25 protein-coding genes are annotated in these 20,476 nt (G+C 67.0%); 11 read left to right on the top strand and 14 right to left on the bottom strand.

From position 1 onward, the window contains the following. Positions 1-5: 5 nt before the first annotated feature. Positions 6-398: a YccF domain-containing protein gene (locus tag ACP7AU_RS01520; RefSeq protein WP_303695611.1), complete on the bottom strand. Its 393-nt coding sequence runs from the start codon at positions 396-398 to the stop codon at positions 6-8. Positions 399-506: 108 nt separating this feature from the next. Then, positions 507-749 carry a DUF2171 domain-containing protein gene (locus ACP7AU_RS01515; protein ID WP_425987210.1) on the bottom strand — a complete coding sequence of 81 codons (243 nt, stop codon included), beginning with the start codon at positions 747-749 and terminating at the stop codon, positions 507-509. Between the two features lie 66 nt (positions 750-815). On the opposite strand from ACP7AU_RS01515, the gene ACP7AU_RS01510 reads away from it, so the two are divergent. After that, positions 816-992, top strand: coding sequence for a DUF4169 family protein (locus ACP7AU_RS01510; protein WP_426050296.1), 177 nt, complete (start codon positions 816-818; stop codon positions 990-992). Between the two features lie 3 nt (positions 993-995). After that, entirely contained in the window at positions 996-1,175 is a 180-nt protein-coding gene (locus tag ACP7AU_RS01505; protein ID WP_426050295.1) for a hypothetical protein, read from the top strand. Here the strand turns inward: ACP7AU_RS01505 and ACP7AU_RS01500 are convergent. Together ACP7AU_RS01500 and ACP7AU_RS01495 are read right to left on the bottom strand one after the other, a co-directional pair. Then, positions 1,172-2,086 (bottom strand): DMT family transporter, encoded by a 915-nt coding sequence (locus ACP7AU_RS01500; RefSeq protein WP_426050294.1) that lies wholly within the window; start codon positions 2,084-2,086, stop codon positions 1,172-1,174. The genes ACP7AU_RS01505 and ACP7AU_RS01500 overlap by 4 nt on opposite strands. A 102-nt stretch (positions 2,087-2,188) precedes the next feature. Then, positions 2,189-2,950 (bottom strand): Coq4 family protein, encoded by a 762-nt coding sequence (locus ACP7AU_RS01495; protein WP_426050293.1) that lies wholly within the window; start codon positions 2,948-2,950, stop codon positions 2,189-2,191. 75 nt (positions 2,951-3,025) lie between these two features. Here ACP7AU_RS01495 and ACP7AU_RS01490 point away from each other — a divergent pair, with 75 nt between their 5' ends. Both ACP7AU_RS01490 and ACP7AU_RS01485 read left to right on the top strand, forming a co-directional pair. Next, a complete protein-coding gene (locus tag ACP7AU_RS01490; RefSeq protein WP_426050292.1) occupies positions 3,026-3,250 on the top strand; it encodes a ribbon-helix-helix domain-containing protein in 225 nt (74 codons plus the stop codon). Positions 3,251-3,292: 42 nt separating this feature from the next. Continuing rightward, positions 3,293-4,009 carry an SIMPL domain-containing protein gene (locus tag ACP7AU_RS01485; RefSeq protein WP_426050291.1) on the top strand — a complete coding sequence of 239 codons (717 nt, stop codon included), beginning with the start codon at positions 3,293-3,295 and terminating at the stop codon, positions 4,007-4,009. A gap of 55 nt (positions 4,010-4,064) precedes the next feature. On the opposite strand, the gene ACP7AU_RS01480 is transcribed toward ACP7AU_RS01485, so the two are convergent. Then, positions 4,065-4,391 carry a hypothetical protein gene (locus ACP7AU_RS01480; protein WP_426050290.1) on the bottom strand — a complete coding sequence of 109 codons (327 nt, stop codon included), beginning with the start codon at positions 4,389-4,391 and terminating at the stop codon, positions 4,065-4,067. Then, entirely contained in the window at positions 4,392-4,583 is a 192-nt protein-coding gene (locus tag ACP7AU_RS01475) for a hypothetical protein (RefSeq protein WP_425987218.1), read from the bottom strand. It abuts the gene before it with no gap. A 123-nt stretch (positions 4,584-4,706) separates the two neighbouring features. On the opposite strand from ACP7AU_RS01475, the gene ACP7AU_RS01470 reads away from it, so the two are divergent. From ACP7AU_RS01470 to parE, 4 genes are all read left to right on the top strand, one after another. Next, positions 4,707-7,082 carry a UvrD-helicase domain-containing protein gene (locus tag ACP7AU_RS01470; RefSeq protein ID WP_426050420.1) on the top strand — a complete coding sequence of 792 codons (2,376 nt, stop codon included), beginning with the start codon at positions 4,707-4,709 and terminating at the stop codon, positions 7,080-7,082. Positions 7,083-7,218: 136 nt separating this feature from the next. Continuing rightward, on the top strand, positions 7,219-7,623 hold the full coding sequence (locus tag ACP7AU_RS01465; RefSeq protein ID WP_426050289.1) for a hypothetical protein: 405 nt from the start codon (positions 7,219-7,221) through the stop codon (positions 7,621-7,623). A 41-nt stretch (positions 7,624-7,664) separates the two neighbouring features. Continuing rightward, a complete protein-coding gene (locus ACP7AU_RS01460; protein WP_426050288.1) occupies positions 7,665-9,011 on the top strand; it encodes an O-antigen ligase family protein in 1,347 nt (448 codons plus the stop codon). Continuing rightward, the gene (gene parE / locus ACP7AU_RS01455; RefSeq protein ID WP_426035469.1) at positions 8,977-11,055 is read left to right on the top strand and encodes a DNA topoisomerase IV subunit B; all 2,079 of its coding nucleotides are present in this window, start codon (positions 8,977-8,979) and stop codon (positions 11,053-11,055) included. The genes ACP7AU_RS01460 and parE overlap by 35 nt, the downstream gene beginning before the upstream one ends. On the opposite strand, the gene ACP7AU_RS01450 is transcribed toward parE, so the two are convergent. Together ACP7AU_RS01450 and ACP7AU_RS01445 are read right to left on the bottom strand one after the other, a co-directional pair. After that, on the bottom strand, positions 11,052-12,416 hold the full coding sequence (locus ACP7AU_RS01450; protein WP_426050287.1) for an MATE family efflux transporter: 1,365 nt from the start codon (positions 12,414-12,416) through the stop codon (positions 11,052-11,054). The two genes, parE and ACP7AU_RS01450, sit on opposite strands and share 4 nt — an antisense overlap. A 125-nt stretch (positions 12,417-12,541) precedes the next feature. Next, the gene (locus tag ACP7AU_RS01445) at positions 12,542-12,901 is read right to left on the bottom strand and encodes a hypothetical protein (protein WP_426050286.1); all 360 of its coding nucleotides are present in this window, start codon (positions 12,899-12,901) and stop codon (positions 12,542-12,544) included. A 298-nt stretch (positions 12,902-13,199) separates the two neighbouring features. Here ACP7AU_RS01445 and ACP7AU_RS01440 point away from each other — a divergent pair, with 298 nt between their 5' ends. The 3 genes from ACP7AU_RS01440 to ACP7AU_RS01430 all read left to right on the top strand — a co-directional run bounded on the left by ACP7AU_RS01440 (position 13,200) and on the right by ACP7AU_RS01430 (position 16,816). Further along, on the top strand, positions 13,200-14,795 hold the full coding sequence (locus ACP7AU_RS01440; protein ID WP_426050285.1) for a DEAD/DEAH box helicase: 1,596 nt from the start codon (positions 13,200-13,202) through the stop codon (positions 14,793-14,795). 113 nt (positions 14,796-14,908) lie between these two features. Next, the gene (locus ACP7AU_RS01435; protein ID WP_426035461.1) at positions 14,909-15,964 is read left to right on the top strand and encodes a GGDEF domain-containing protein; all 1,056 of its coding nucleotides are present in this window, start codon (positions 14,909-14,911) and stop codon (positions 15,962-15,964) included. Between the two features lie 66 nt (positions 15,965-16,030). After that, positions 16,031-16,816, top strand: coding sequence for a lysophospholipid acyltransferase family protein (locus ACP7AU_RS01430; RefSeq protein ID WP_426035459.1), 786 nt, complete (start codon positions 16,031-16,033; stop codon positions 16,814-16,816). Here ACP7AU_RS01430 and ACP7AU_RS01425 read toward each other — a convergent pair. From ACP7AU_RS01425 to ACP7AU_RS01400, 6 genes are read right to left on the bottom strand one after another with little or no spacing between them, the layout of a single operon-like run. Beyond that, the gene (locus tag ACP7AU_RS01425) at positions 16,806-17,174 is read right to left on the bottom strand and encodes a TfoX/Sxy family protein (RefSeq protein WP_426035457.1); all 369 of its coding nucleotides are present in this window, start codon (positions 17,172-17,174) and stop codon (positions 16,806-16,808) included. The two genes, ACP7AU_RS01430 and ACP7AU_RS01425, sit on opposite strands and share 11 nt — an antisense overlap. 3 nt (positions 17,175-17,177) lie before the next feature. After that, the gene (locus ACP7AU_RS01420; RefSeq protein WP_426050284.1) at positions 17,178-17,981 is read right to left on the bottom strand and encodes a MetQ/NlpA family ABC transporter substrate-binding protein; all 804 of its coding nucleotides are present in this window, start codon (positions 17,979-17,981) and stop codon (positions 17,178-17,180) included. Between the two features lie 20 nt (positions 17,982-18,001). After that, entirely contained in the window at positions 18,002-18,664 is a 663-nt protein-coding gene (locus tag ACP7AU_RS01415) for a methionine ABC transporter permease (RefSeq protein WP_426035453.1), read from the bottom strand. Next, a complete protein-coding gene (locus ACP7AU_RS01410) occupies positions 18,664-19,659 on the bottom strand; it encodes a methionine ABC transporter ATP-binding protein (protein WP_426050283.1) in 996 nt (331 codons plus the stop codon). The genes ACP7AU_RS01415 and ACP7AU_RS01410 overlap by 1 nt, the downstream gene beginning before the upstream one ends. A gap of 1 nt (position 19,660) precedes the next feature. Then, a complete protein-coding gene (locus tag ACP7AU_RS01405; RefSeq protein ID WP_426050282.1) occupies positions 19,661-20,080 on the bottom strand; it encodes a HesB/IscA family protein in 420 nt (139 codons plus the stop codon). Between the two features lie 9 nt (positions 20,081-20,089). Next, positions 20,090-20,476, bottom strand: coding sequence for an SUF system Fe-S cluster assembly protein (locus ACP7AU_RS01400; protein WP_303695925.1), 387 nt, complete (start codon positions 20,474-20,476; stop codon positions 20,090-20,092).

The raw sequence follows: 20,476 nt of genomic DNA, 5'->3' as shown, positions 1-20,476 counted from the left end.
GGCAGTCAGGGCTTGTCCCGGATCGTCGCGCCGACCGGGGCCAGGGCGAGCTTGGCCAGTTCGAGGTCCTTCAGGGCGAAGGGGATGCCGATGAGGGTGATGGCCTCGGCGAAGGCGATCAACAGGTGCGACAGGGCGATGTACCAGCCGGCGAAGAGGAACCAGATGATGTTCAGGCCGACGCCGAAACAGCCGATGTCCTTGCCGTCCGCCTCGCCTCCCCAGACAACTTCGCGTCCGAACGGCCAGAAGGAATAGCTGGCGATCCGCCAGGCCGCGAAGCTCCACGGCAGGCCGACGACGGTCAGGGCCAGCACCGCGCCCCCGATCAGCCACAGCAGGCCGGAGATCCAGCCGCCGAGGATGAACCACAGGATATTCAGGATCAGTCGGATCACGGCGCCTCTCTCCTACCGGCGGAGTCGCCGACGGACCCTAGATAGGCGAAAGGCCCCGCCAATATCAGCGGGGCCCTCGTGAATTCGCGGTTAGTCGTGTGGCGAGATCTAGTGGGATTGCTTTTCGGTCCACTGCGCCTTGGCCTGATCCTTGGTCAGGGTCAGGCGGACCTTGTCGTCATCGACATGGTCGACCCAGCTGGTCGGGATCATGTGATGTTTGAAGCCGCCGGCGAGATCGAGCTTGGCCAGTTCGATCTGGTCGCCGAGTACGTGATCGACGCGGCCCACATGGCCGCCGTCGGAGCCGACGACTTCGAGGTGTTCCTTGATGAGCGTGAGGTCTACCATCGGGTGTCTCCTGTCGAATGGTGAGACCCTGAAACGCCGCTTGCTTCAGCCGGTTGCGAGGAACCGATGGCCGAGATCGTCAATCTGAACCGGGCCAGAAAGGCGCGCGACAAGGCCGTGGCGAAATCCGACGCCGCTGCCAATCGTGGCGCCCACGGCCTGACGAAGGCCCAGCGCGAAATGGCGAAGGCGGAACGCGAGCGGCTGTCGCGGCTTCTCGATCAGACGAAGCGCGAGGACTGACTCATGGGCGCGACCTGTACACCCGGCGCCTCATCCCGGACCCATCATGGGCTGATCGCCCTGATCGCCATCCGCCAGGCCAGGGCCATGCGCGAACGTCGCAAGCTGGAAGAGGCCGAACGCGAGGCAAAGACGGCGGCAAAGGTCGAAGCGAAGCCGAAGAAGCGCGGCTGGTTCCGCTAGGGGACCTTCGGCGCCCGAATTAACAGGGCCTGCCCGGCCAGGACCAGCAACAGGCCAACCAGCGCCGTCCAGCCGAACCGGGCATCCTCGAACAGGACTGACACCAGCATGGCGATCGGGGGCGTCAGGGCCGAGATATAGCTGGCCAAAGCATAGCCGCGCGCTCGAGCAACGGCGAAATAGACGACGAAGGCGACCACCGATCCCAGCACCACCAGGTAGACCAGCGAGATCAGGTACCCGGGCGACGGATCAATGGTAAACTCTGCGCCGGTGACCAGGCCGTGCAGCGCCAGCATGGCCGTGCCATAGCCCATGGCCCAGGCTGTCTGCGGCAGGATCCCGGACCCGAGCTCCTGCCCCTTCCAGGAGAAATAGTTGCCGACGGCCGAACTGCTCACAGCCAGCACGGCCAGGCCGATGCCGGTCAGGGCGCGGGCGTCGAACCCGGCCCCCAGGGCCTCGCCGCCGGACAGCACGGCGACCCCGACGACACCCAGGATCGCTCCGACCCACGCCATGCGCGACGCCTTCTGGCCGACGAAGACCCGGAACATCACCAGATTGAGGAAGGCCAGGGCCGCGAACACCACGGCGACGATGGCGGAGGTTACATGCCCTTCGGCGGCATAGGTGAAGGTGTAGCTGACGGCGAAGACGAACGCCCCCTGCCCCAGCGCCGCCAGATGCTGGCCCCGGTTCAACGCCAGCGACCGCTGCGTCGCCGCACAGCCGACGAACAGGACAAGAGCCGCCAGCCCGAACCGCCAGGTCAGGGACGCCACCGGATCGACCGTTCCCAGTTGCCAGGTGATGGCATACCAGGTCGTGCCCCAGATGACCGCGCACAGCGCGACGCCGGCGATGGCCAGGACGCCGGCGGACGGCCGGCGCAGCTCGGAAAGGGTCAAGGCAGACTCACGAAACGCGGGGAGACGGGATTGCGCTGGATGCGCTCCCGACGGGAACGGTGCAACACCGATACCGAAGACTGCTGACAAGCGCCGCTTATGTCAGCCGCGAAGCTTCAGCGCCGCCAGATTCGCCGCAGGCACAGCGGCGTAAACGGTCGCCGGTCGAATGCCCAGCCGCGCCTGGGCGGTCGCCAGCGGCTCGGCGAACAGGGCCTCGTAATCCAGCCCCGGCAGCCACTGCGCCCGGCGCCCGTTCGACCAGGCCTGCAAGACGGCCCGCCGCGCCGGGATGGACCGCTTCTCGCGCTGGATTTCCCGCGCCGCGCCGTAGCCGATGAAACCGAAGCCGAGATTGTGAGTCTGGGCATAGGAGAAGCTGACCACGCAGGCTTCGCCCAGAGCGTCGGTGCCGTAGCCGGTCAGAACATGCCAGATATCGTGCACGTCCCGGAGCCGGCGCGAGTACCAGATCACCGGATGCGGCGCATCGATCTCGGGCGCCACTTCGCGCGCGGTCTCGGCCAGGCCGTCTGCAGTGAACCCTCGCGCTTCACGGAACGCCTTGTATTCCGCCCCGACCGTGCCCGGCGCGAACCGCGCCAGCCAGACCGGATCGTCCAGCTTCAACGCCAGTTCGTCGCGCAGGAAGGCCTGACGCCCACCCTCGACCGTCTTCAGCATCCGGCCGTAGCCCCTGGCGCCTGACCGGCCGGCCAGGGCCCGCATGATCTCGAACACCTGGGCGGTGTCCTCCTTGTCGCGGATCAGCTTGCGGAAGGCGCGAAACGCGGTGACCGGCCGAATCCGTTGCGGCTTGAGCACCTGGAATTCGTCGGGGTAGACGGCGGCGCCCATCGTCATCGGAAACATCCTGCTCGAAGTCGGGTATCCTATCGCAACCCACCGTCCGCTCAAAGCCGTTCCGCCGGAGATCCTGTGCTCAAGAAACGCTCCGTCGTCCTCGCCGGCCACGCCACTTCCGTGGCGCTTGAGCCCGAATTCTGGGCCGTGCTGGACCGTATCGCCCTGGCGCGCGGTCTCAGCCACGCAGGCCTGCTGGTCTGGGTCGACGAAACGCGCGGCCGCCGCCCCCTGGCTTCCGCCTGCCGCCTTCTGGCGCTGGAATTCGCGGCGTCAGAAAGGGTCATTGGCGAACGCTGAATTCAAGGCGCAGCCTGCCCTTCTCGACAAGGGGAAACCAACGTGCAGATCGACCGCAGCCTCATTCCACCGGCCGTCATCGGCGGCCTCATCGCCTTAGGCCTGATCGGGGCCGGCATCGCCGTCGGCGGGGGCGTGGTCAACGCCAACACCGGCAACCGCCAGGTCACCGTACGCGGCGTCGCCGAGCGCAATGTCGAGGCCGATCTGGCCATCCTGTCGTTGCGGTTCACCGTGGCCGGCGAGGAACTGCCGGGGGTCCAGTCCAAGATCGACGGCGATCTGGCCAAGGTCCGGGCCTTCCTGACCTCACAGGGCTACGCCGACGACATCATCACTATCGGCCGCCTGGAAGTCACCGACACCCAGTCGCAGAGCTATGCCCCGTCCGACGGCACGCCGCACTATATCGTTGCCCAGAGCGTGACGGTCCGCACGACGGACGTCGCCCGCGTGGCCCAGACCGAACGCGCCCTGAACGACCTGGTCCGTCAGGGCGTCCTGCTGGACTTCACCGCCCCGACCTATGTCTTCACCAAGCTCAATGACGTGCGTCCGGAGATGATCGCCGAGGCCACCGCCTCGGCCCGTTCGGGCGCCGAACAGTTCGCCAAGGATTCGGGGGCGCCGCTGGGTCCGATCAAACAGGCGACCCAGGGTTCGTTCGAGATCCTCGCCCGCGAGGACGTCGACAGCGAATCCACCTCGCTGGACAAGCGCGTCCGCGTGGTGGCCACGGTCACCTACCAACTGCGCTAGCTGTTGCAGCGTCTCCTCCCCACCGCTTCGCGGCAGGGAGGAGACATTCAGTCGATCAGTTCGACGGGGCCGGACCCGGCGACGGCAGGGTCGGCGGCTCGATCGGTGGAAGCGTCGGGGCATCCGGAAGCTTCGGCGCTTTCGGCAGACTTGGCAGGTTTACATCGACATCGACGTTGGTGTCCGCCGCGTCCGGCGTGGCCATGCCGCCACCGTTCCAGACGAAGAAGGCGATGACCGCGACGACGACCAGAAGGCCGCCCACGATGAAGGCCATGGCGCCACCGCCCCCGCCACGACGCTCGGGCTGGACATTGACGGTGGTCTGGCGCGGCGGATCGACGACCACGACGCGTTCGGGCGGCATATTCGGGTCCGTCATCTAGTTGGTCCCCGGGACGGCCGGCGCCTCGACCGACGGCAAATTCACGTCGACGTTGACGTCCTTGGTGTCTCCACCCATGCCGCCGCGTGCAAAGACGAAGTACGCCACGATCGCCAGCACGACCACGACCGCGCCAACGATAAAGGCGAGGCCTGTGTTGCCGCCGCCGCTGTTTGTATTCTCAGCCATTGTATTTCCCTCTCAGAAGCTTCCCCTGACCCGACAAAACTCCGGCCACGCTTGCCGGTTCCGGGAGATGAACCGTGAGGGCCTGACTTTGCCTCATGTGCTCATTATGTTCTCGAATCCCGCATCGCTCCCGAGTGCCTCTGTTTGACCGATTCCCTGCCCAATCCTCCAGTGTCCGGGCCGCGCATCTCCGACCTGGCCCGCTCGCGCGGTCCCGGAGGCGTGGCACATGAGACGCCGGACTATCTCAGCGGCCTGAACCCCGAACAGCGCGAGGCCGTCGAGACGACCGAGGGGCCTGTCCTAGTCCTCGCTGGCGCCGGCACCGGCAAGACCCGGGTCCTGACCACCCGTCTGGCCCATATCCTCGCCACCGGCCACGCCCGTCCGTGGGAGCTGCTGGTCGTCACCTTCACCAACAAGGCCGCGCGCGAGATGCGCGAGCGAATCACCCATCTGATCGGTCCGTCGGCCGAGGGCCTGCGCTGGCTCGGCACCTTCCACTCGGTTGCGGCCCAGATCCTGCGCCGCCATGCCGAACTGGTAGGACTGAAGTCGACCTTCACCATCCTGGACACCGACGATCAGGAGCGGCTGCTGAAACAGCTGCTCGAGGGCGCCAACATCGACACCAAGCGCTGGACGCCCAAGTCCCTGGCCGGCCTGATCGACCACTGGAAGAACCGCGGCTGGAGGCCCGATCAGCTGCCCGCCGGCGAGGATTTCGCCAACGGCAAGGGCCAGGCCCTCTACGCCGCCTACCAGTCGCGACTGGCCACATTGAACGCCTGCGACTTCGGCGATCTGCTGCTTCACAACCTTACTATTCTGTCTCAACACGCGGATATCGCAGAAGACTATCGAAATCGTTTCCGCTACATCCTGGTCGACGAGTATCAGGACACCAACGTCGCCCAGTATCTGTGGCTGCGGCTGCTGACGGCCTCGACCGGCAATGTCTGCTGCGTCGGCGACGACGACCAGTCGATCTACGGATGGCGTGGCGCAGAAGTCGACAACATCCTCAGGTTCGAAAAGGACTTCCCCGGCGCCAAGATCGTCAAGCTGGAGCGCAACTATCGCTCGACGAGCCATATCCTCGGGGCCGCGTCCGGCCTGATCGCGGCCAACCGCGACCGGCTGGGCAAGACCCTGTGGACGGAGGACCAGACGGGCGACAAGGTCCGGGTGCGCGGCGTCTGGGACGGCGAGGCCGAGAGCCGGCTGATCGCCGACGAGATCGAGACCGCCAAACGCGATGGCTTGAAATACAAAGACATGGCCGTCCTTGTTCGGGCGTCGTTTCAGATGCGTGCCTTCGAGGAACGGTTCGTCCTCCTGGCCATCCCCTATACGGTGATCGGCGGGCCGCGCTTCTTCGAGCGCGCCGAGATCCGCGACGCCCACGCCTATCTGCGCCTGATCCAGTCCGAGGACGACGACCTGGCGTTCGAACGGATCGTCAATGTGCCCAAGCGCGGCATTGGCGAAACCTCGGTCCAGAAGATCCTCCAGATCGCCCGTCATCGCGGCGTCTCGGCCATGACCGCCGTGCGTGAGCTGATCGGCTCCGACGAGCTTCAGGCCCGCACGCGCACGGCCCTGTCGACCTTCGTGCGCGACCTCGACCGCTGGCGTACCCTGGCCGCCGACACCCGCCACTGGCTGCTGAACGAAACCGTGCTGGAAGAGAGCGGCTACACCGACATGCAAAAGGCCGACCGAGTGACCGGCCCGACCCGCCTCGACAACCTCAAGGAACTGACCCAGGCGATGCAGTCGTTCGAGACGCTCGGCGCCTATCTCGAACACGTCTCCCTCGTAATGGACCTCGATCGCGGCCCGTCGTCGGACGCGGTGCAGATCATGACCCTGCACGGCGCCAAGGGGCTGGAGTTCCCGCTGGTCTTCCTGCCGGGCTGGGAGGAAGGCGTCTTCCCGTCCCAGCGCAGCATCGACGAAAAAGGCGAGAAGGGCCTCGAGGAAGAGCGTCGCCTCGCCTACGTCGGCGTCACCCGCGCCAAACAGGATGCGCGAATTTCGTTCGCCGCGAACCGGCTGGTCTACGGCCGCTGGACCTCGCAACTGCCCAGCCGCTTCGTCGACGAACTGCCTATCGCCCACGTCGAGGCCGAAAGCGACACTGGCTACTACGGCGCCTCGACCGGGATGAAAGAGGCCAAATCCCGCTGGGATGACGCCCCCACCTTCGGCGCCGGCTACACCTCTCCGGGCTGGCAGCGGGCCCAGGCGGTCACCGCGTCCAGAGCCCCCGGCGCACGCCCCGCCCGCAATACGGTCATCGAAGGCGAAGGCCGGCCGGTGGCGACCGCCGACCCGAAGTCGGGCTCGGGCTTCACCAAGGGCCAGCGCGTCTTCCACCAGAAATTCGGCTACGGCTCGGTGCGGATTGTCGAGGGCAACAAGCTGACCGTCGAGTTCGAAAAGGCCGGCGAGAAGAAGGTCATCGACACCTTCGTGGAGAGGGCGGGCGACTAGGCAGTCTTTTCAGTCAGCGTCGCCAGTGCGGCCAAGACGGCGAGGGTCGCGCCGGAGCGGTTTCGTCCAGCACGCCCTTTCCCCGGCTCCGCTTTCCAATCACAGTGACTATTCAATAGCCTGGGGAGGGCTAGCCATGTCCCGGATCATCGCCATCGGCCTCGCCGGCCTCGTCCTCGCGGCCTGCAAACCCGTCGCCGAACCGGCGCCCCCTGCCGAACCTGCGGCGGCCGCCGCGCCGGCCCCCGCAGCCCAGCCTGCCATCGATGCGGCCTGGGCGGCGGAACAGGAGCGCTATCTGGCGGTCAACGTCGAGCCCTCGGACCCCGTCGAGGCCGTGATGTGGCGCGGGGTGCGCTGCGACTTCCTCGGCAGCGAGTTCGGCGGCGACAACTCCGAACAGGATCGCGCCATCAACGCCCGCATGGACGAACTCCGCTGCGGCGACGAACTGCTGGCGGAGGGGCGGGAATTGCGCGCGACGCGGGCGGGCGACCCGGCTGCCGTTGCCCGCCTCGACGCCCTTCTGGCGCGCTGGTGAGGCTAACGGTTCGTTAGCGGCGATGGCCGACCCTGCGGGTCGTGCGACTGCCTGGCGAATCCCCTGACCTGACCGACCCCGGCCCGCCCCTGTGGGAACAGGGGGCGGCTATCGTCGTGATCATGATGCTGACCCAGGCCTTCATCGGCCCGGTGTTCGCCCCGACACAGGTGGAGACGCCGATCCTGCGTCTCGTCTGGCTGCCGGTCTATGCCGTCATCGCGGGCCTGATCGCCCTGCGTCCGGCGGTCCTCGTGCGCGCCTGGCCGGCGTGGCTGATCCTGGCGGTGCTGGTGCTTCAGGCCTTCGCCTCGAAATGGTGGTCCATCGATCCGGGTGTGACCCAGAGGCGGGTCATCGCCATGGCCATCTCCAGCGCCTTCGCCATCTATCTCGGCGTCGCCTTCACCGGCCGCCACCTGCCGCGCATGCTGATGCTGGCCTCGCTGATCATGGGGCTGGGCAGTCTCGTCATGGTCTTCGCCAACCCGACCATCGGCGTGCACCAGATCGAGAACGCCGGCCTGTGGCGCGGCCTCTGGTACGAGAAGAACCAGATGGGGCTGGTCATGTCGGCCGGGGCCGTGGCCGCCGCCGCCTGTCTCGCCTCTGCGGATCAGCGACGACTGCTGCCCGCCATCACCCTGGCCATCACCACGCTTCTGGTGCTGGCGACCCAGTCCAAGACCTCCCTCCTCTGCCTGATGCTCGGCGTCGGCGCGGTTGGAGGCCTTTGGGCCATGAAGCGCGGCGGCGCAGCCTTCTCCATCGTCGCCGTCTGGTTCGGCGTCGTCCTGACGGCGAGCGGGGCCTATGTCTTCATCACCGACCCGGCCATGGTGCTTCAGGCGCTGGGCAAGGACCCCTCCCTGACCGGCCGGACCGACATCTGGGCCGCCCTGATGCGGGAGGTCTCCGAACGGCCGTGGACCGGCTTCGGCTACCAGGCTTTCTGGGGCAAGGATTCGGTGCCCGCCGCCTTCATCCGCGCCGAGACCCAGTGGCCCGTGCCGTCGGCGCACAACGGCTGGATCGATCTGCTGATCCAGCTCGGCTGGCCGGGCGCGATCACGGTCGGCATCACCGTCGCCATCGCTACGGTCGTCACCGTCTTCCGTATCCCGGGCTCGGGCGCCCGCGAAGGCTATTGGGCCGTCGGCTATCTGCTGGTCTTCCTGCTGCTGAGCCTGTCGGAGAGCGTGTTGCTCAGCCACGCCAACCTGCCCTGGACCCTGCTGCTGGCCATCCTGGCGCGCGCCCTGGCGTTCGAGCCCGATCGCGTCCGCGCGCCGCTTGCTACGGCGAGGTCACGGGCCTACCAGACGGCTCCCCGAATCGCCGCACACTCTGCTCATGCCCGCGTCCACCGTCCCGTCCCTGTTCGATGACATGCCCGAAGCGCCGAAGCCGGCGGCTGCGGAACGCGCACCCGCGCCCGCCCCGGAACCGGCCCTGAAGCTGCAGGCCGCAGCGCCTGCGCAAGCCGTCCAGCCTCACGTCCCCGGCAGCTACTCCGCCTCGTCGATCGAGGTGCTGGAAGGGCTGGAGCCGGTCCGCAAACGCCCCGGCATGTATATCGGCGGCACCGACGAGCGGGCCCTGCACCACCTGTTCGCGGAAGTCCTCGACAACGCGATGGACGAGGCGGTCGCCAAGCACGCCAAGATCATCAAGGTCGATCTCGACGCGGACGGCATCCTGTCGGTGTTCGACGACGGACGGGGCATCCCGGTCGATCCCCACCCGAAACATCCGGGCAAGTCGGCCCTGGAAGTGGTCATGACCGTCCTCCACTCGGGCGGCAAGTTCTCCGGCAAGGCCTATGAAACTTCAGGCGGTTTGCATGGCGTCGGCGTCTCGGTCGTCAACGCCCTGTCCGATATTCTCGACGTCACCGTCTGGCGCGACGGCTTCGAGTGGAAACAGTCCTTCTCGCGCGGCATCCCGCTCGGACCCATCCAGCAGCTGCAGCCGTCGAAGAAGAAGGGCACCCTGATCCGCTTCCATCCGGACCCGGAAATCTTCGGCGTCGGCGCGGCCTTCAAGCCCGCCCGCCTGTTCCGCATGGCCCGGTCCAAGGCCTATCTGTTCCGCGGCGTGGAGATCAAATGGACCTGCGCGCCCGAACGGATCATCGACGCGACGCCAGAGACCGCCACCTTCCATTTCCCCAACGGGCTGGCCGACGCCCTGGCCGAGCGGATCGGCGAGCTGGACACGGTCACCCCGGCCTTCTCGGGCCGCGTCGAACGCAAGGGCGAGACAGGTGCCGTCGAATGGGCCGTGACCTGGTCGCCGATCGGCTTTGGCGAGGCCGACGGCTTCGTCCAGTCCTACTGCAACACCGTCTCGACCCCCGACGGCGGCACCCACGAGGCCGGCCTGCGCGCCGCCCTGGTCCGGGGCCTGAAATCCTATGGCGAACTGACCAACGAAAAGCGGGCCACCCAGATCACGGCCGAGGACGTCACCGCCAATGCCGGCGCCCTGATCAGCGTCTTCATCAGGAACCCCGAGTTCCAGGGCCAGACCAAGGACCGCCTGTCCTCCGCCGAGGGCCAACGCCTGGTCGAGGCCCTGCTGCGCGACCCCCTGGACCACTGGCTGACCGAGAATCCGAAACAGGCCAACATCCTGCTCGGCTTCATCATCGAGCGGGCCGAGGACCGGCTGCGCCGTCGCAAGGACAAGGAGGTCCAGCGCGCCCAGGCCACCCGCAAGCTGCGGCTGCCCGGCAAGCTGTCGGACTGCAGCCGCCAGTCCGCCAATGGCACCGAACTGTTCATCGTCGAGGGCGATTCGGCCGGCGGCTCGGCCAAACAGGCGCGCGACCGCCAGACCCAGGCGATCCTGCCCCTGCGCGGCAAGATCCTGAACGTCGCCTCGGCCACCGCCGACAAGCTGCGCCAGAACATCGAGCTGTCGGACCTCACGCTCGCACTCGGCGTCACCCCCGGCCCGCGTTTCGACATCGACACCCTGCGCTACGAGCGGGTGGTGATCATGACCGACGCCGACGTCGACGGCGCCCATATCGCGGCGCTTCTGATCACCTTCTTCTATCGCTCGATGCCCGAGGTTATCCGCCAGGGCCGCCTCTTCATGGCCCTGCCCCCGCTCTACCGGATCAGCGCCGGGCCGCTGTCGGAATACGCCCGCGACGACGCCCACCGCGACGAGCTGATCGCCACCGTGTTCAAGGGCAAGAAGACAGAGATCGGCCGGTTCAAGGGTCTCGGCGAGATGATGGCCTCCCAGCTCAAGGAGACCACCATGGATCCGAAGAAGCGCACCCTCGCCCGCGTCACCGTCCCGGAATCCGAGGACGACATCGAGGACCTGGTCGAGCGGCTGATGGGCAAGAAAGCCGACGCCCGGTTCCGCTTCATCCAGGACAATGCGCAATTCGCGAAAGCCGATCTCGACGTCTAGGCGACGGCACCGCGCGGCGTCAGGCCCGCCAGCTTGAGCTTCAGCTGGCCGCGCAGGAACCATAGCGCTACCAGGCAGTGGATCGCCACCGAGGTCGCCGATAGCCACCAGATGTATTCAAGCTTGGCCCAAGGCTGCCCCGACAGCCAGATCGCCGGGATCGCGAAGGTCGCCAGCCGGCTGAAGCTCCCCCACAGCGCCGGCCGCGTGTCGCCCAGCGCCTGGAAAGTCCCGGACGCCACGAAGATCAGCCCCGTCGCCAGGAAGTTGATCGAGGCGATCCTCAGGAACATGGCCCCGACATCGATGACCGCCGGATCATGGGCGAAGACCGCGATCATGGCGTGCGGCCAGACCTGACAGATCAGCGTCAGCACCAGCATCAACCCCGATGAGATCACCGCCGCATCCCGCACCGTGCGCCGGACGCGATCTGCGCGGCCTGCGCCGAAGTTCTGGCCCGCGACCGGCGCCACGGCGAACGACACCGCCATGGCCGGCAGGAAGATCGACTGCATCACCCGCGCGCCGACGCCATAACCGGCCTGGGCCTCGCTGCCGAACTGACGGATGACGCCATAGACGACGGCGGTGATGACGAACATCAGCAGGAACTCGCCGGCGGTCGGCAGGCCGATGCCGACGATCCGGCGACACACGCTCCAGTCCGGCCTCGGCAGTTTCAGCGGATGTGCAATCAGGGTCTGGGACCGGCCGAACACGAACAGCATGCCCAGAAAGCCGAACAGGGCCGCGATCGAACCGGCCAGACCGGCGCCGAACACGCCGAGCGGAATTCCCGTGCCCCAGCCCGCGATCAGCACAGGCGCCAGCGCCGCGTTCAGCAGCACCGAGGCCGTCTGCAGCAACATGGTCGGCCGCGCCACGCCCGCTGCCCGCAGCGCCGATCCCATGGCGTTGGTCGGGAAGCTCAGTGCCAGGGCCGGCAGGAAGCCGAACAGATAGGCCTTGCCCATGGCCGTCGTCTCCGCGTCCGCCGCAATCGTCGCCAGCGCCGGCTCGGCCAGCAGATAGCCGGCGATCAGGGTCAGGGCGCCGAGCCCGAGCGACAGGATCATCGCCTGGCGATAGACCCCCTCCGAGGCGGCGAAATCCCTGGCCCCGAGCGACCGCGCGATCAGCGACAGGGCGCCGACGCCCACCATCTGCGCGAGCGCGAGACTGAGGAAGAAGGCGTTCCCCGCCAGACCGACGCCGGCGATCGCCGCCGCGCCCAGTCCGGCGACGAAATACAGGTCGATGATGAAATACAGGGTCTGGAACACCAGACCGATGCCGATGAACCCGGCCATCCCCACCAGTTTCCCGGAGATGGACCCTTGGGTCAGATCCTGTTGCATCGCCATTCTCCTCCAAGATCCGGCAAACTCGGATGCGCGGGAGAGGATTTACCCGGACGAAATAGTAACGTCAATATTGCCCGGGTTTTATTATTCGTCTCTCCGAGGGAGGACCCTCGGGTTGCCTATCGCCCCGGCTGCAGGACGTTGGTCACCCGCCGGCCCAGCGGATCGCGCGACACCCAACTCTGGCCAAGGCTGGCCTCGATCAACGGAGAACAGAAGCGCGAGATCATCATGAACGAGGGCCGGATGCCATTCAGACAGATGCGCTCGCCCTCAACGCGCCAGCGGGCCGCCAGCCGGCGACCGTCGGAGGATTCAGCGGAATAGGAACCGTCCTGATTGAACCAGTGCTTGACCCAGCCGCCGTCCGGATAGCGCGACAGGACGGTGTTGCCGAAGGTCTCGTCAATCTCGGCCGAGGCCGTGATCGGGGCCATCACGGCCGCCGCCAGCGCCAAGGCGCCGATCCATTTCCTCATGCCCTACCCTCACGCGGCATTCTAATCCCCATGGTCGATTATTACCGTTCGTTCACGAATTGCCAAGCGGCGCCTTGGCCCGCGAATACTTGACTCTGGCGAGGGGGCTTCTATATCCGGCCCACGTTCGGGACAGGACTGGCTTACCGCGCCACCCGCTCGCCCAAGAGACAGGGTGGTTCCGCGTATTCCCCGCCTCGCCACCGATGGCGCGGCCCTCCTCGATCGATCCGTCTCGCATCGGTCGAACAGTCCCAACCCGGCGCCCCTGGCGACCGGGCCTTAGTCCTAAGGACGCATGACCGAATTCTCCCAGCTGGGCCTCTCGCCCACAACCCTGCAAGCCGTCATCGACACCGGCTATACGATCGCCACCCCGATCCAGGCCCAGGCCATTCCTGTCGCCCTCGCCGGCCGCGACGTTCTCGGCATCGCCCAGACCGGCACCGGCAAGACCGCCGCATTCACCCTTCCCCTCATCGAGCGCCTGTCCAAGGGACGCGCGCGGGCCCGCATGCCCCGCGCCCTGGTCCTGGCTCCGACCCGCGAGCTGGCCGACCAGGTCGCGATGAGCTTCGAGAAATACGCCAAGGGCACCAAGCTTTCTTGGGTGCTGCTGATCGGCGGCGTCTCCATGGGCGACCAGGTCGCGGCCCTGAACAAGGGCGTCGACGTCCTGATCGCCACGCCCGGGCGCCTGCTCGACCTGTTCGAACGCGGCAAGATGATGCTGAACGGCGTCGAGCTCATGGTCGTCGATGAAGCCGACCGGATGCTCGACATGGGCTTCATCCCCGACATCGAGCGCATCTTCAAACTGACGCCGCCCAAGCGCCAGACCCTGTTCTTCTCGGCCACCATGCCGCCCGAGATCACCCGTCTGACCCAGGCCTTCCTCAAGGACCCGACCCGGATCGAGGCCTCGCGCCCGGCCATGACGGCCGAGACCATCACCCAGTATCTGGTCCGCATCCCGTCGGCGGATCCCAAGGCCAAGCGCGCGGCGCTGCGGGCCCTGATGGAGCGTGCGGACGTCAAGAACGGCATCGTCTTCTGCAACCGGAAGTCCGAAGTCGACGTCGTCGCCAAGTCGCTGAAGCAGCACGGTTTCGACGCCGCCCCGATCCACGGCGACCTGGATCAGTCGCTGCGCACCAGGACCCTGGCGGACTTCCGGTCCGGAGCGCTGAAGATCCTTGTCGCGTCCGACGTCGCCGCGCGCGGGCTGGACATTCCCGACGTCAGCCACGTTTTCAACTACGACGTCTCGCACCACGCCGACGACTACGTCCACCGCATCGGCCGCACCGGCCGCGCGGGCAAGACGGGTCAGGCCTTCATGATCGTGACCCCGGCCGACGACAAGTCGCTCGACAAGGTCATGAAGCTGATCAAGATGCAGCCTGAAGAACTGGTGCTGGATATCGATTGGTCCAACCTGGGCGGCGCTCGCCGGTCGGAAGGTCGCCCGGCGCCGGCTCGCCCCGCCGAGCGCGCGGAAGGCCGTCCCGCCCGGGGCCGCAGCCGTGGCGAACGTCCAGCGCCCGAGCCCGTGCCCGAGGTTGAGGTCGCTGTAGCGGCTCCCGCCTCCGCGCCCGCAGCAGCTTCGCCCGAAGGTGAAACCGCGCCGCCCGCCCGCCGTACCCGCAGCCGCCGCTCCAGCAAGCCCGTCGAAGCCGCTCAGGCCGAGATCGCGCCCGCCGAAGTGGTCTCGGCGCCCGTCGTGACGGAAGAAGCCGCCAGGCCCGTCGCTGCCGCCGAACCCCGCCTGCGTCAGGCCGATCGCCGTCCCGGCGGCCGGACCGAAGGCGATGCGCCGCCGGCCCGCGAAGGCGCCGGTTTCGGGGGAGACATCCCTGCGTTTCTGCGTCGCTCGACTTCTCGTAAAGGTTGATTTCTGAGCGGGGTTCGCCGATTTGACGGCCTCGCTTAACCCGGTGTTACGGAACGCCAGCCTAGAGTTCTGACCGTAGAGCGTCAAAAAAGAACGGCGGTCGGGAAAACAGAATGTCCACACAGGTGCAGACTACGCTCCGGGGGCCAGAAGCCTTCTGCCTCGCCCGCAAGGCGGTCGAGGAGATGGAGCGTGCCGGCGTGTGGCCGACCCCGCTCAATTTCGAACTCTGGCTTCACTACCTCGGCGATCCAGGCGGCGCGCTCGGCCAGGAGATGACGCGGCTGCTGGCGGCAGGCGACGCCTTCACCGAAGGTACGGCCGAGATGCTGGCCGCCGAATACCTGCCCCGCGGCCGCCTCTCCGAGGAAATCCGCGACGCAGGCGCCGTGCTGAACCGCGAACTGTCGACCGTCTCGGAGGCCATCGCCAAGGCCCAGAGGTCGCAGGCTGCCTATGGCGAAACCCTGGCCGGCGCCTCCGCCCATCTGGAAGGCGCGTCCGAGCCGACCGCCCTGCTCGGCGTCGTGTCCAAACTGACTTCGGCGACGACCCAGGTCCAGGCCGAGAACGCCACCCTCGAAAAGCGTCTGGAAAGCTCCACCAAGGAAGTCGCCCGTCTGCGCGAACATCTGGAACAGGTCCGCCGCGACGCCATGACGGACGCGCTCACGAACCTGGCCAACCGCAAGGCCTTCGACGAGGAACTGCTGCGGGCCTGCGACGAGGCCGAAAACAAGCGTCAGACGCTCAGCCTCGCCGTCATCGACATCGACCACTTCAAGCGGTTCAACGACACCTGGGGCCACCAGACCGGCGACCAGGTCCTTCGCTACGTCGCCAGCGTCATTGGCCGCGTCTCCAAGGCGCCCCGCGTCGCCGCCCGCTACGGCGGCGAAGAATTCGCCATCATCTTCCCGTCGGAGAGCGCCTCCATCGTCGAGGCCGTGCTCAACACGATGCGCGAGGAGGTCGGCACCCGGGCGCTGCGCCGTCGCTCGACCAACGACGAGCTCGGCGCCGTGACCATCTCGGCCGGCGTCGCCCAGCGTCGCCCCGGCGAGACCGGCTCCTCCCTGCTCGACCGCGCCGACGAGGCCCTCTACGCCTCAAAACGCACCGGCCGGAACAAGGTCACCAACGGCGAGCGGCTGGAACAGGCGGCCTGATCAAACCGATCAAGGTCAGACGCCAATCGGGTGAACCTGATCAACACACTCTGGCAGGCTGATCGCATGCGAAACTTTGCGTTCAACATCGCCTACTGGTTCCTGTCGATCGGCTACGGCCTGACCGCCGCCTTCGCCGCGCTCGCCCCCGGCCGGAACGCCGCCACCTGGGTGATCCGCCGCTATGTGAAGCGCATGGTGCAGGCCATGTGGATCCTTGCCGGAATCCGGATCGAGGTGCGCGGCCGAGAACGTCTGCCCGCCGGCGCCTTCATCATCGCCTCGAAACATCAGAGCTGGGGCGACGGCTTCGCCACCTATGACCAGTTCGATGACCTGGCCTTTGTCACGGGCGACCACCTCGAGAAGTTCCCGCTGCTGGGAACTGTCCTGCGCAAGCTCGGCGCCATCGTCGTCAACAACTGCGGCGGCCGCGAAGCCCGGGATTCGCTCAAGCAGAGCGGCGCGACGGCCCATGCCGAGGGCCGCAAGATCCTGATCTATCCAGAGGGCAATCTGGCGAAGGTCGGCGAGAAGTTCCGCTATCGCTCCGGCGTCTGGCACCTGTACCGCGACTTCGACATGCCGGTTGTGCCCCTGGCCTCCAACCTCGGCCTGTTCTGGCCGCAGGAGGCCTATGAGAAACACCCGGGCACGGCGACCCTTGAGTTCCTCGACCCCATTCCGACGGGTTTGGGCAAGGACGAATTCCTCGCGCGACTGGAAGCTGTGGTCGAGAACCGCACCGCCGAACTGATCGCAGAGGCGCGTGGAGGGCCGGTCATCCAGAACGTTCGCGTGCTTGCCCCTGACGAAGCCGCCCGCGCTGCCAAGGCGGCCGCTACGGCCTAGGCTTGGCTTTTCGAGGCTTCTTCGCCGCCGCCTTGCGCAGCGCCGAGTCGATCGACCGGCGCGCCCAGTCGACGGCCTCGTCCGGGTCGTCGAGCGCCGTCTCGGGCAAGGACCAGTAGGCCATGCTCATTGTCTCGCCGTCCTTGGTCGGATAGGTGAACTGGCGCGACCCGGCCGCCTGCAACAGCGGTTCGTTGATCTCGTCGGCCTTGAGCCAGACCGTCCCGTCGTCCAGCAGGGCGAAGATCAGGTCGTGGGCATAGACGGCCCCGGCGCCGAACATCCGCTTGATCTCCAGCGGCCCAAGCCCTGCGAAATGCTCGCGCACCCATTCGCCGAACTCGGGGTCGTAGGCCATGCGTCAGGCCGCCGGGACGACTGCACCGTCGTATTTCCGGGCGATGAAGTCCTTGACCGCCTGGCTGCGCAGCGCCCGCGCCAAAGCCTGGATGCGCGGGTCATTCTGATTGTCCGGCCGGGCGACCAGATAGTTCACATAGGGGCTGTCACCGCCTTCCAGCGCCAGGGCGTCGGTCTTCGGCTTCAGACCGGCGTCCAGCGCATAGTTGGTATTGATCACCGCCAGGTCGACCTGGTCCAGCACGCGCGGAAGGGTCGCTGATTCAAGCTCGCGAAACCGCAGGTTCCCCGGATTTTCGGCGATGTCCCGCACGCTCTGAAGCGGGTTGGTCGGGTCTTTCAGGCGGATCAGCCCCGCCGTCTGCAGAAGGATCAGGGCGCGCCCGATCGAGGACGCATCGTTCGGGACCGCCACATCGGCCCCGTTCGGCAGTTCGGCCAGCGTCTTGAAGCGGCGTGAGTAGGCTCCAAGCGGCTCGACATGCACGCCCGCCACGGTGATCAGATTCGCACCCCGGGCGGCGTTGAACTCGTCGAGATAGGGCTTGGTCTGGAAGTAGTTGGCGTCGATGCGACGCTCGGACAGCTGGGTGTTCGGCTGAACATAGTCATTGAAGACCTTGATTTCTATCGGGACCCCTTCAGCCGCCAGAGTCGGCTTGATGAACTCGAGAATCTCGGCGTGCGGTACGGCCGTGGCACCCACGATCAGCGGCGCCGATCCGTCGGCGGCCTTTTCCACCCCCTGTCCGCAGGCGGCCAGGGCCAGCGCGGCAGCGGCGAGGATCAGGGAGCGTCGAAGCATGGAAGTCTCTCAGTCTGAAATCAGCGGTGCGAGACCCTAGCGACCAACCGGTCGCCGATCATCTGCAGAATTTGTACGAGCACCAGCAGCAGAACTACGGTCACCACCATGACATCGGTCTGGAAGCGCTGATAGCCGAACCGGATCGCCAGGTCGCCGAGGCCGCCCGCGCCGACCACGCCCGCCATCGCCGTGTAGCTGACGAGCGCGATCGCCGTGACCGTGGCGCCTGCGATAATACCGGGCATGGCCTCGGGCAGCAGGGCGCGGGTGACAATCTGGAACGTCGACCCGCCCATGGCCTGGGTCGCCTCGACCACGCCCTTGTCGACCTCGCGCAGGGCCGTCTCGACCAGCCGCGCATAGAAGGGGGCGGCTCCGACGACCAGGGGAGGAATGGCGCCCGCGACGCCCAGCGACGTCCCAACCAGAAGCACCGTCACCGGCAGCATGACGATCAGCAGGATGATGAAGGGCACCGACCTCAGGATGTTGACCACCAGAGACAGCAGACCGTTCAGCACGGGATTGGCCGCCAGCCGTCCCTTGCCGGACAGGTAGAGCAGCACGCCCAAAGGGACCCCGAACACCACGGTCAGGACCATGGCCCCGCCCAGCATCAGAAGCGTGTCGCGCGTCGCCCGCAGGATTTCGGGCCAGTCGATGTTAACGAAGAACTCCATCACAACGCCTCCACCACGACGCCGCGTCCGGTGAGCTGGGCCACAGCGGCGTCCGCGTCACCCCCCGTGAACGCCACGACCATCTGGCCATAGGGCTCGCCCCGGATGCGGCTGATGCGGCCGGAGAGGATCGAATAGTCGACGCCCGTCGTGCGCGCCACACGGCTGAGTTCGGGCGCGTAGGTCGAACCGCCCCGGAAGGTCAGTCTGGCCAGCCGCCCGCCGGCGGGAACGACCGAGGCGTCATGGGTCTCGCCGCCTTCGCCTTCGGCCAGCATGGCGCGGGTCACCGGTGACTTCGGGTGCAGGAAGACATCGGCCGTCCCCCCCTCCTCCACCAGCCGTCCGTCCTTGAGCACGGCGACCCGGTCGCAGACGCGACGCACGACCTCCATCTGGTGGGTGATCAGGACGATGGTCAGGCCGAGGTCGCGGTTGAGCCCGTCGAGCAGGCCGAGAATCTCGTCGGTCGTCTCCGGGTCGAGCGCGCTGGTCGCCTCGTCGCACAGCAGGACGTCGGGTCCGCAGGCTAGGGCGCGGGCGATGCCGACGCGCTGCTTCTGGCCGCCGGACAGCTGGGCGGGATACTTCTTCGCGTGCTCCGCCAGGCCGAGCTGGTCCAGCAACTCCGCGGTCCGCCGCTCGATCTCGGCGGCCGGACGGCCTTCGAGCTGAAGGGGGAAGGCGACGTTCTCGGCGATGGTCCTGGCGTTCAGCAGGTTGAAATGCTGGAAAATCATGCCGATCCGCCGGCGCGCGGCGCGCAGCTCGGCCGGCTTCATCGCCGTGATCTCCTGATCGCCGACGAAGACCTTGCCCGCGTCCGGGGTCTCCAGCCGGTTGATGGTGCGGATCAGGGTCGACTTGCCGGCCCCGGAGCGTCCGACCACCCCGAACACCTGACCCCTGGCGACAGACAGGTCGACGGCGTCCAGCGCCACGCGCACGCCCGCCGCGCTGCGATAGCGCTTGGTCACGCCTTCAAGCCGGATCATGTCAGTCGGTCTCGAGCGCCGCGGCCGGGATGATGGTGACGCTTTCACCGCAGCCGCAGGCGTCGGTCTGGTTCGGATTGCGGAACACGAATTTGGACGCCAGCCTGGTCGCCTCGTAGTCGATCTCGGACCCGATCAGGAACAGGATGGCCTTGGGCTCAACCAGAATGGTGACGCCCCTGTCCTCGACGACCTCGTCCATCGGGCCGATCTCCTCCGCATAGGCGAAGGTGTATTCCTGTCCGGCGCAGCCGCCGTTCTTAACCCCGACGCGAAGGCCGATGTAGCTCTTCTCTACATTGGCCATGATCTCGCGCACCCGCTCTGCGGCGGCGTCGGTCAACGTCACGACCTTGGGGCGCGGGCGACGCGGGCGTCCCCCGGTCAGGCCGGAGGATGACGATGTCTCGAAGTCGGTCATCGCGTCACCTCAGAACATGTTCAAGGCCAGCTTGGCCTCGTCGCTCATCTTGGAGGAATCCCACGGCGGGTCGAACACCAGGTTGGCGCGCGCCGACTTGATGCCCTCGACCTTCATCACCGCGTCCTCGATCCAGCCGGGCATCTCCCCGGCCACCGGGCAGCCGGGCGCCGTCAGGGTCATGTCGATCAACACGTCGCGGTCGTCCGAGAGGTCGACCTTGTAGATCAGGCCCAGCTCATAGATGTCGACCGGGATTTCCGGATCATAGACCGTCTTCAGCGCTGCGATCAGCGCATCGGTCAGCCGATCCAGTTCGGCCTGGGGCAGGGCGGCCGTCTGCGGTTCCGCCCAGGTCTCGGCGAAGGCGTCGCTGCTGCTGATCTGTCCGTCCAT

Source organism: Brevundimonas sp. SL161, from assembly GCF_049896985.1.
Lineage (GTDB): Bacteria > Pseudomonadota > Alphaproteobacteria > Caulobacterales > Caulobacteraceae > Brevundimonas.
This window is presented reverse-complemented; position numbering and strand designations above follow the sequence as displayed.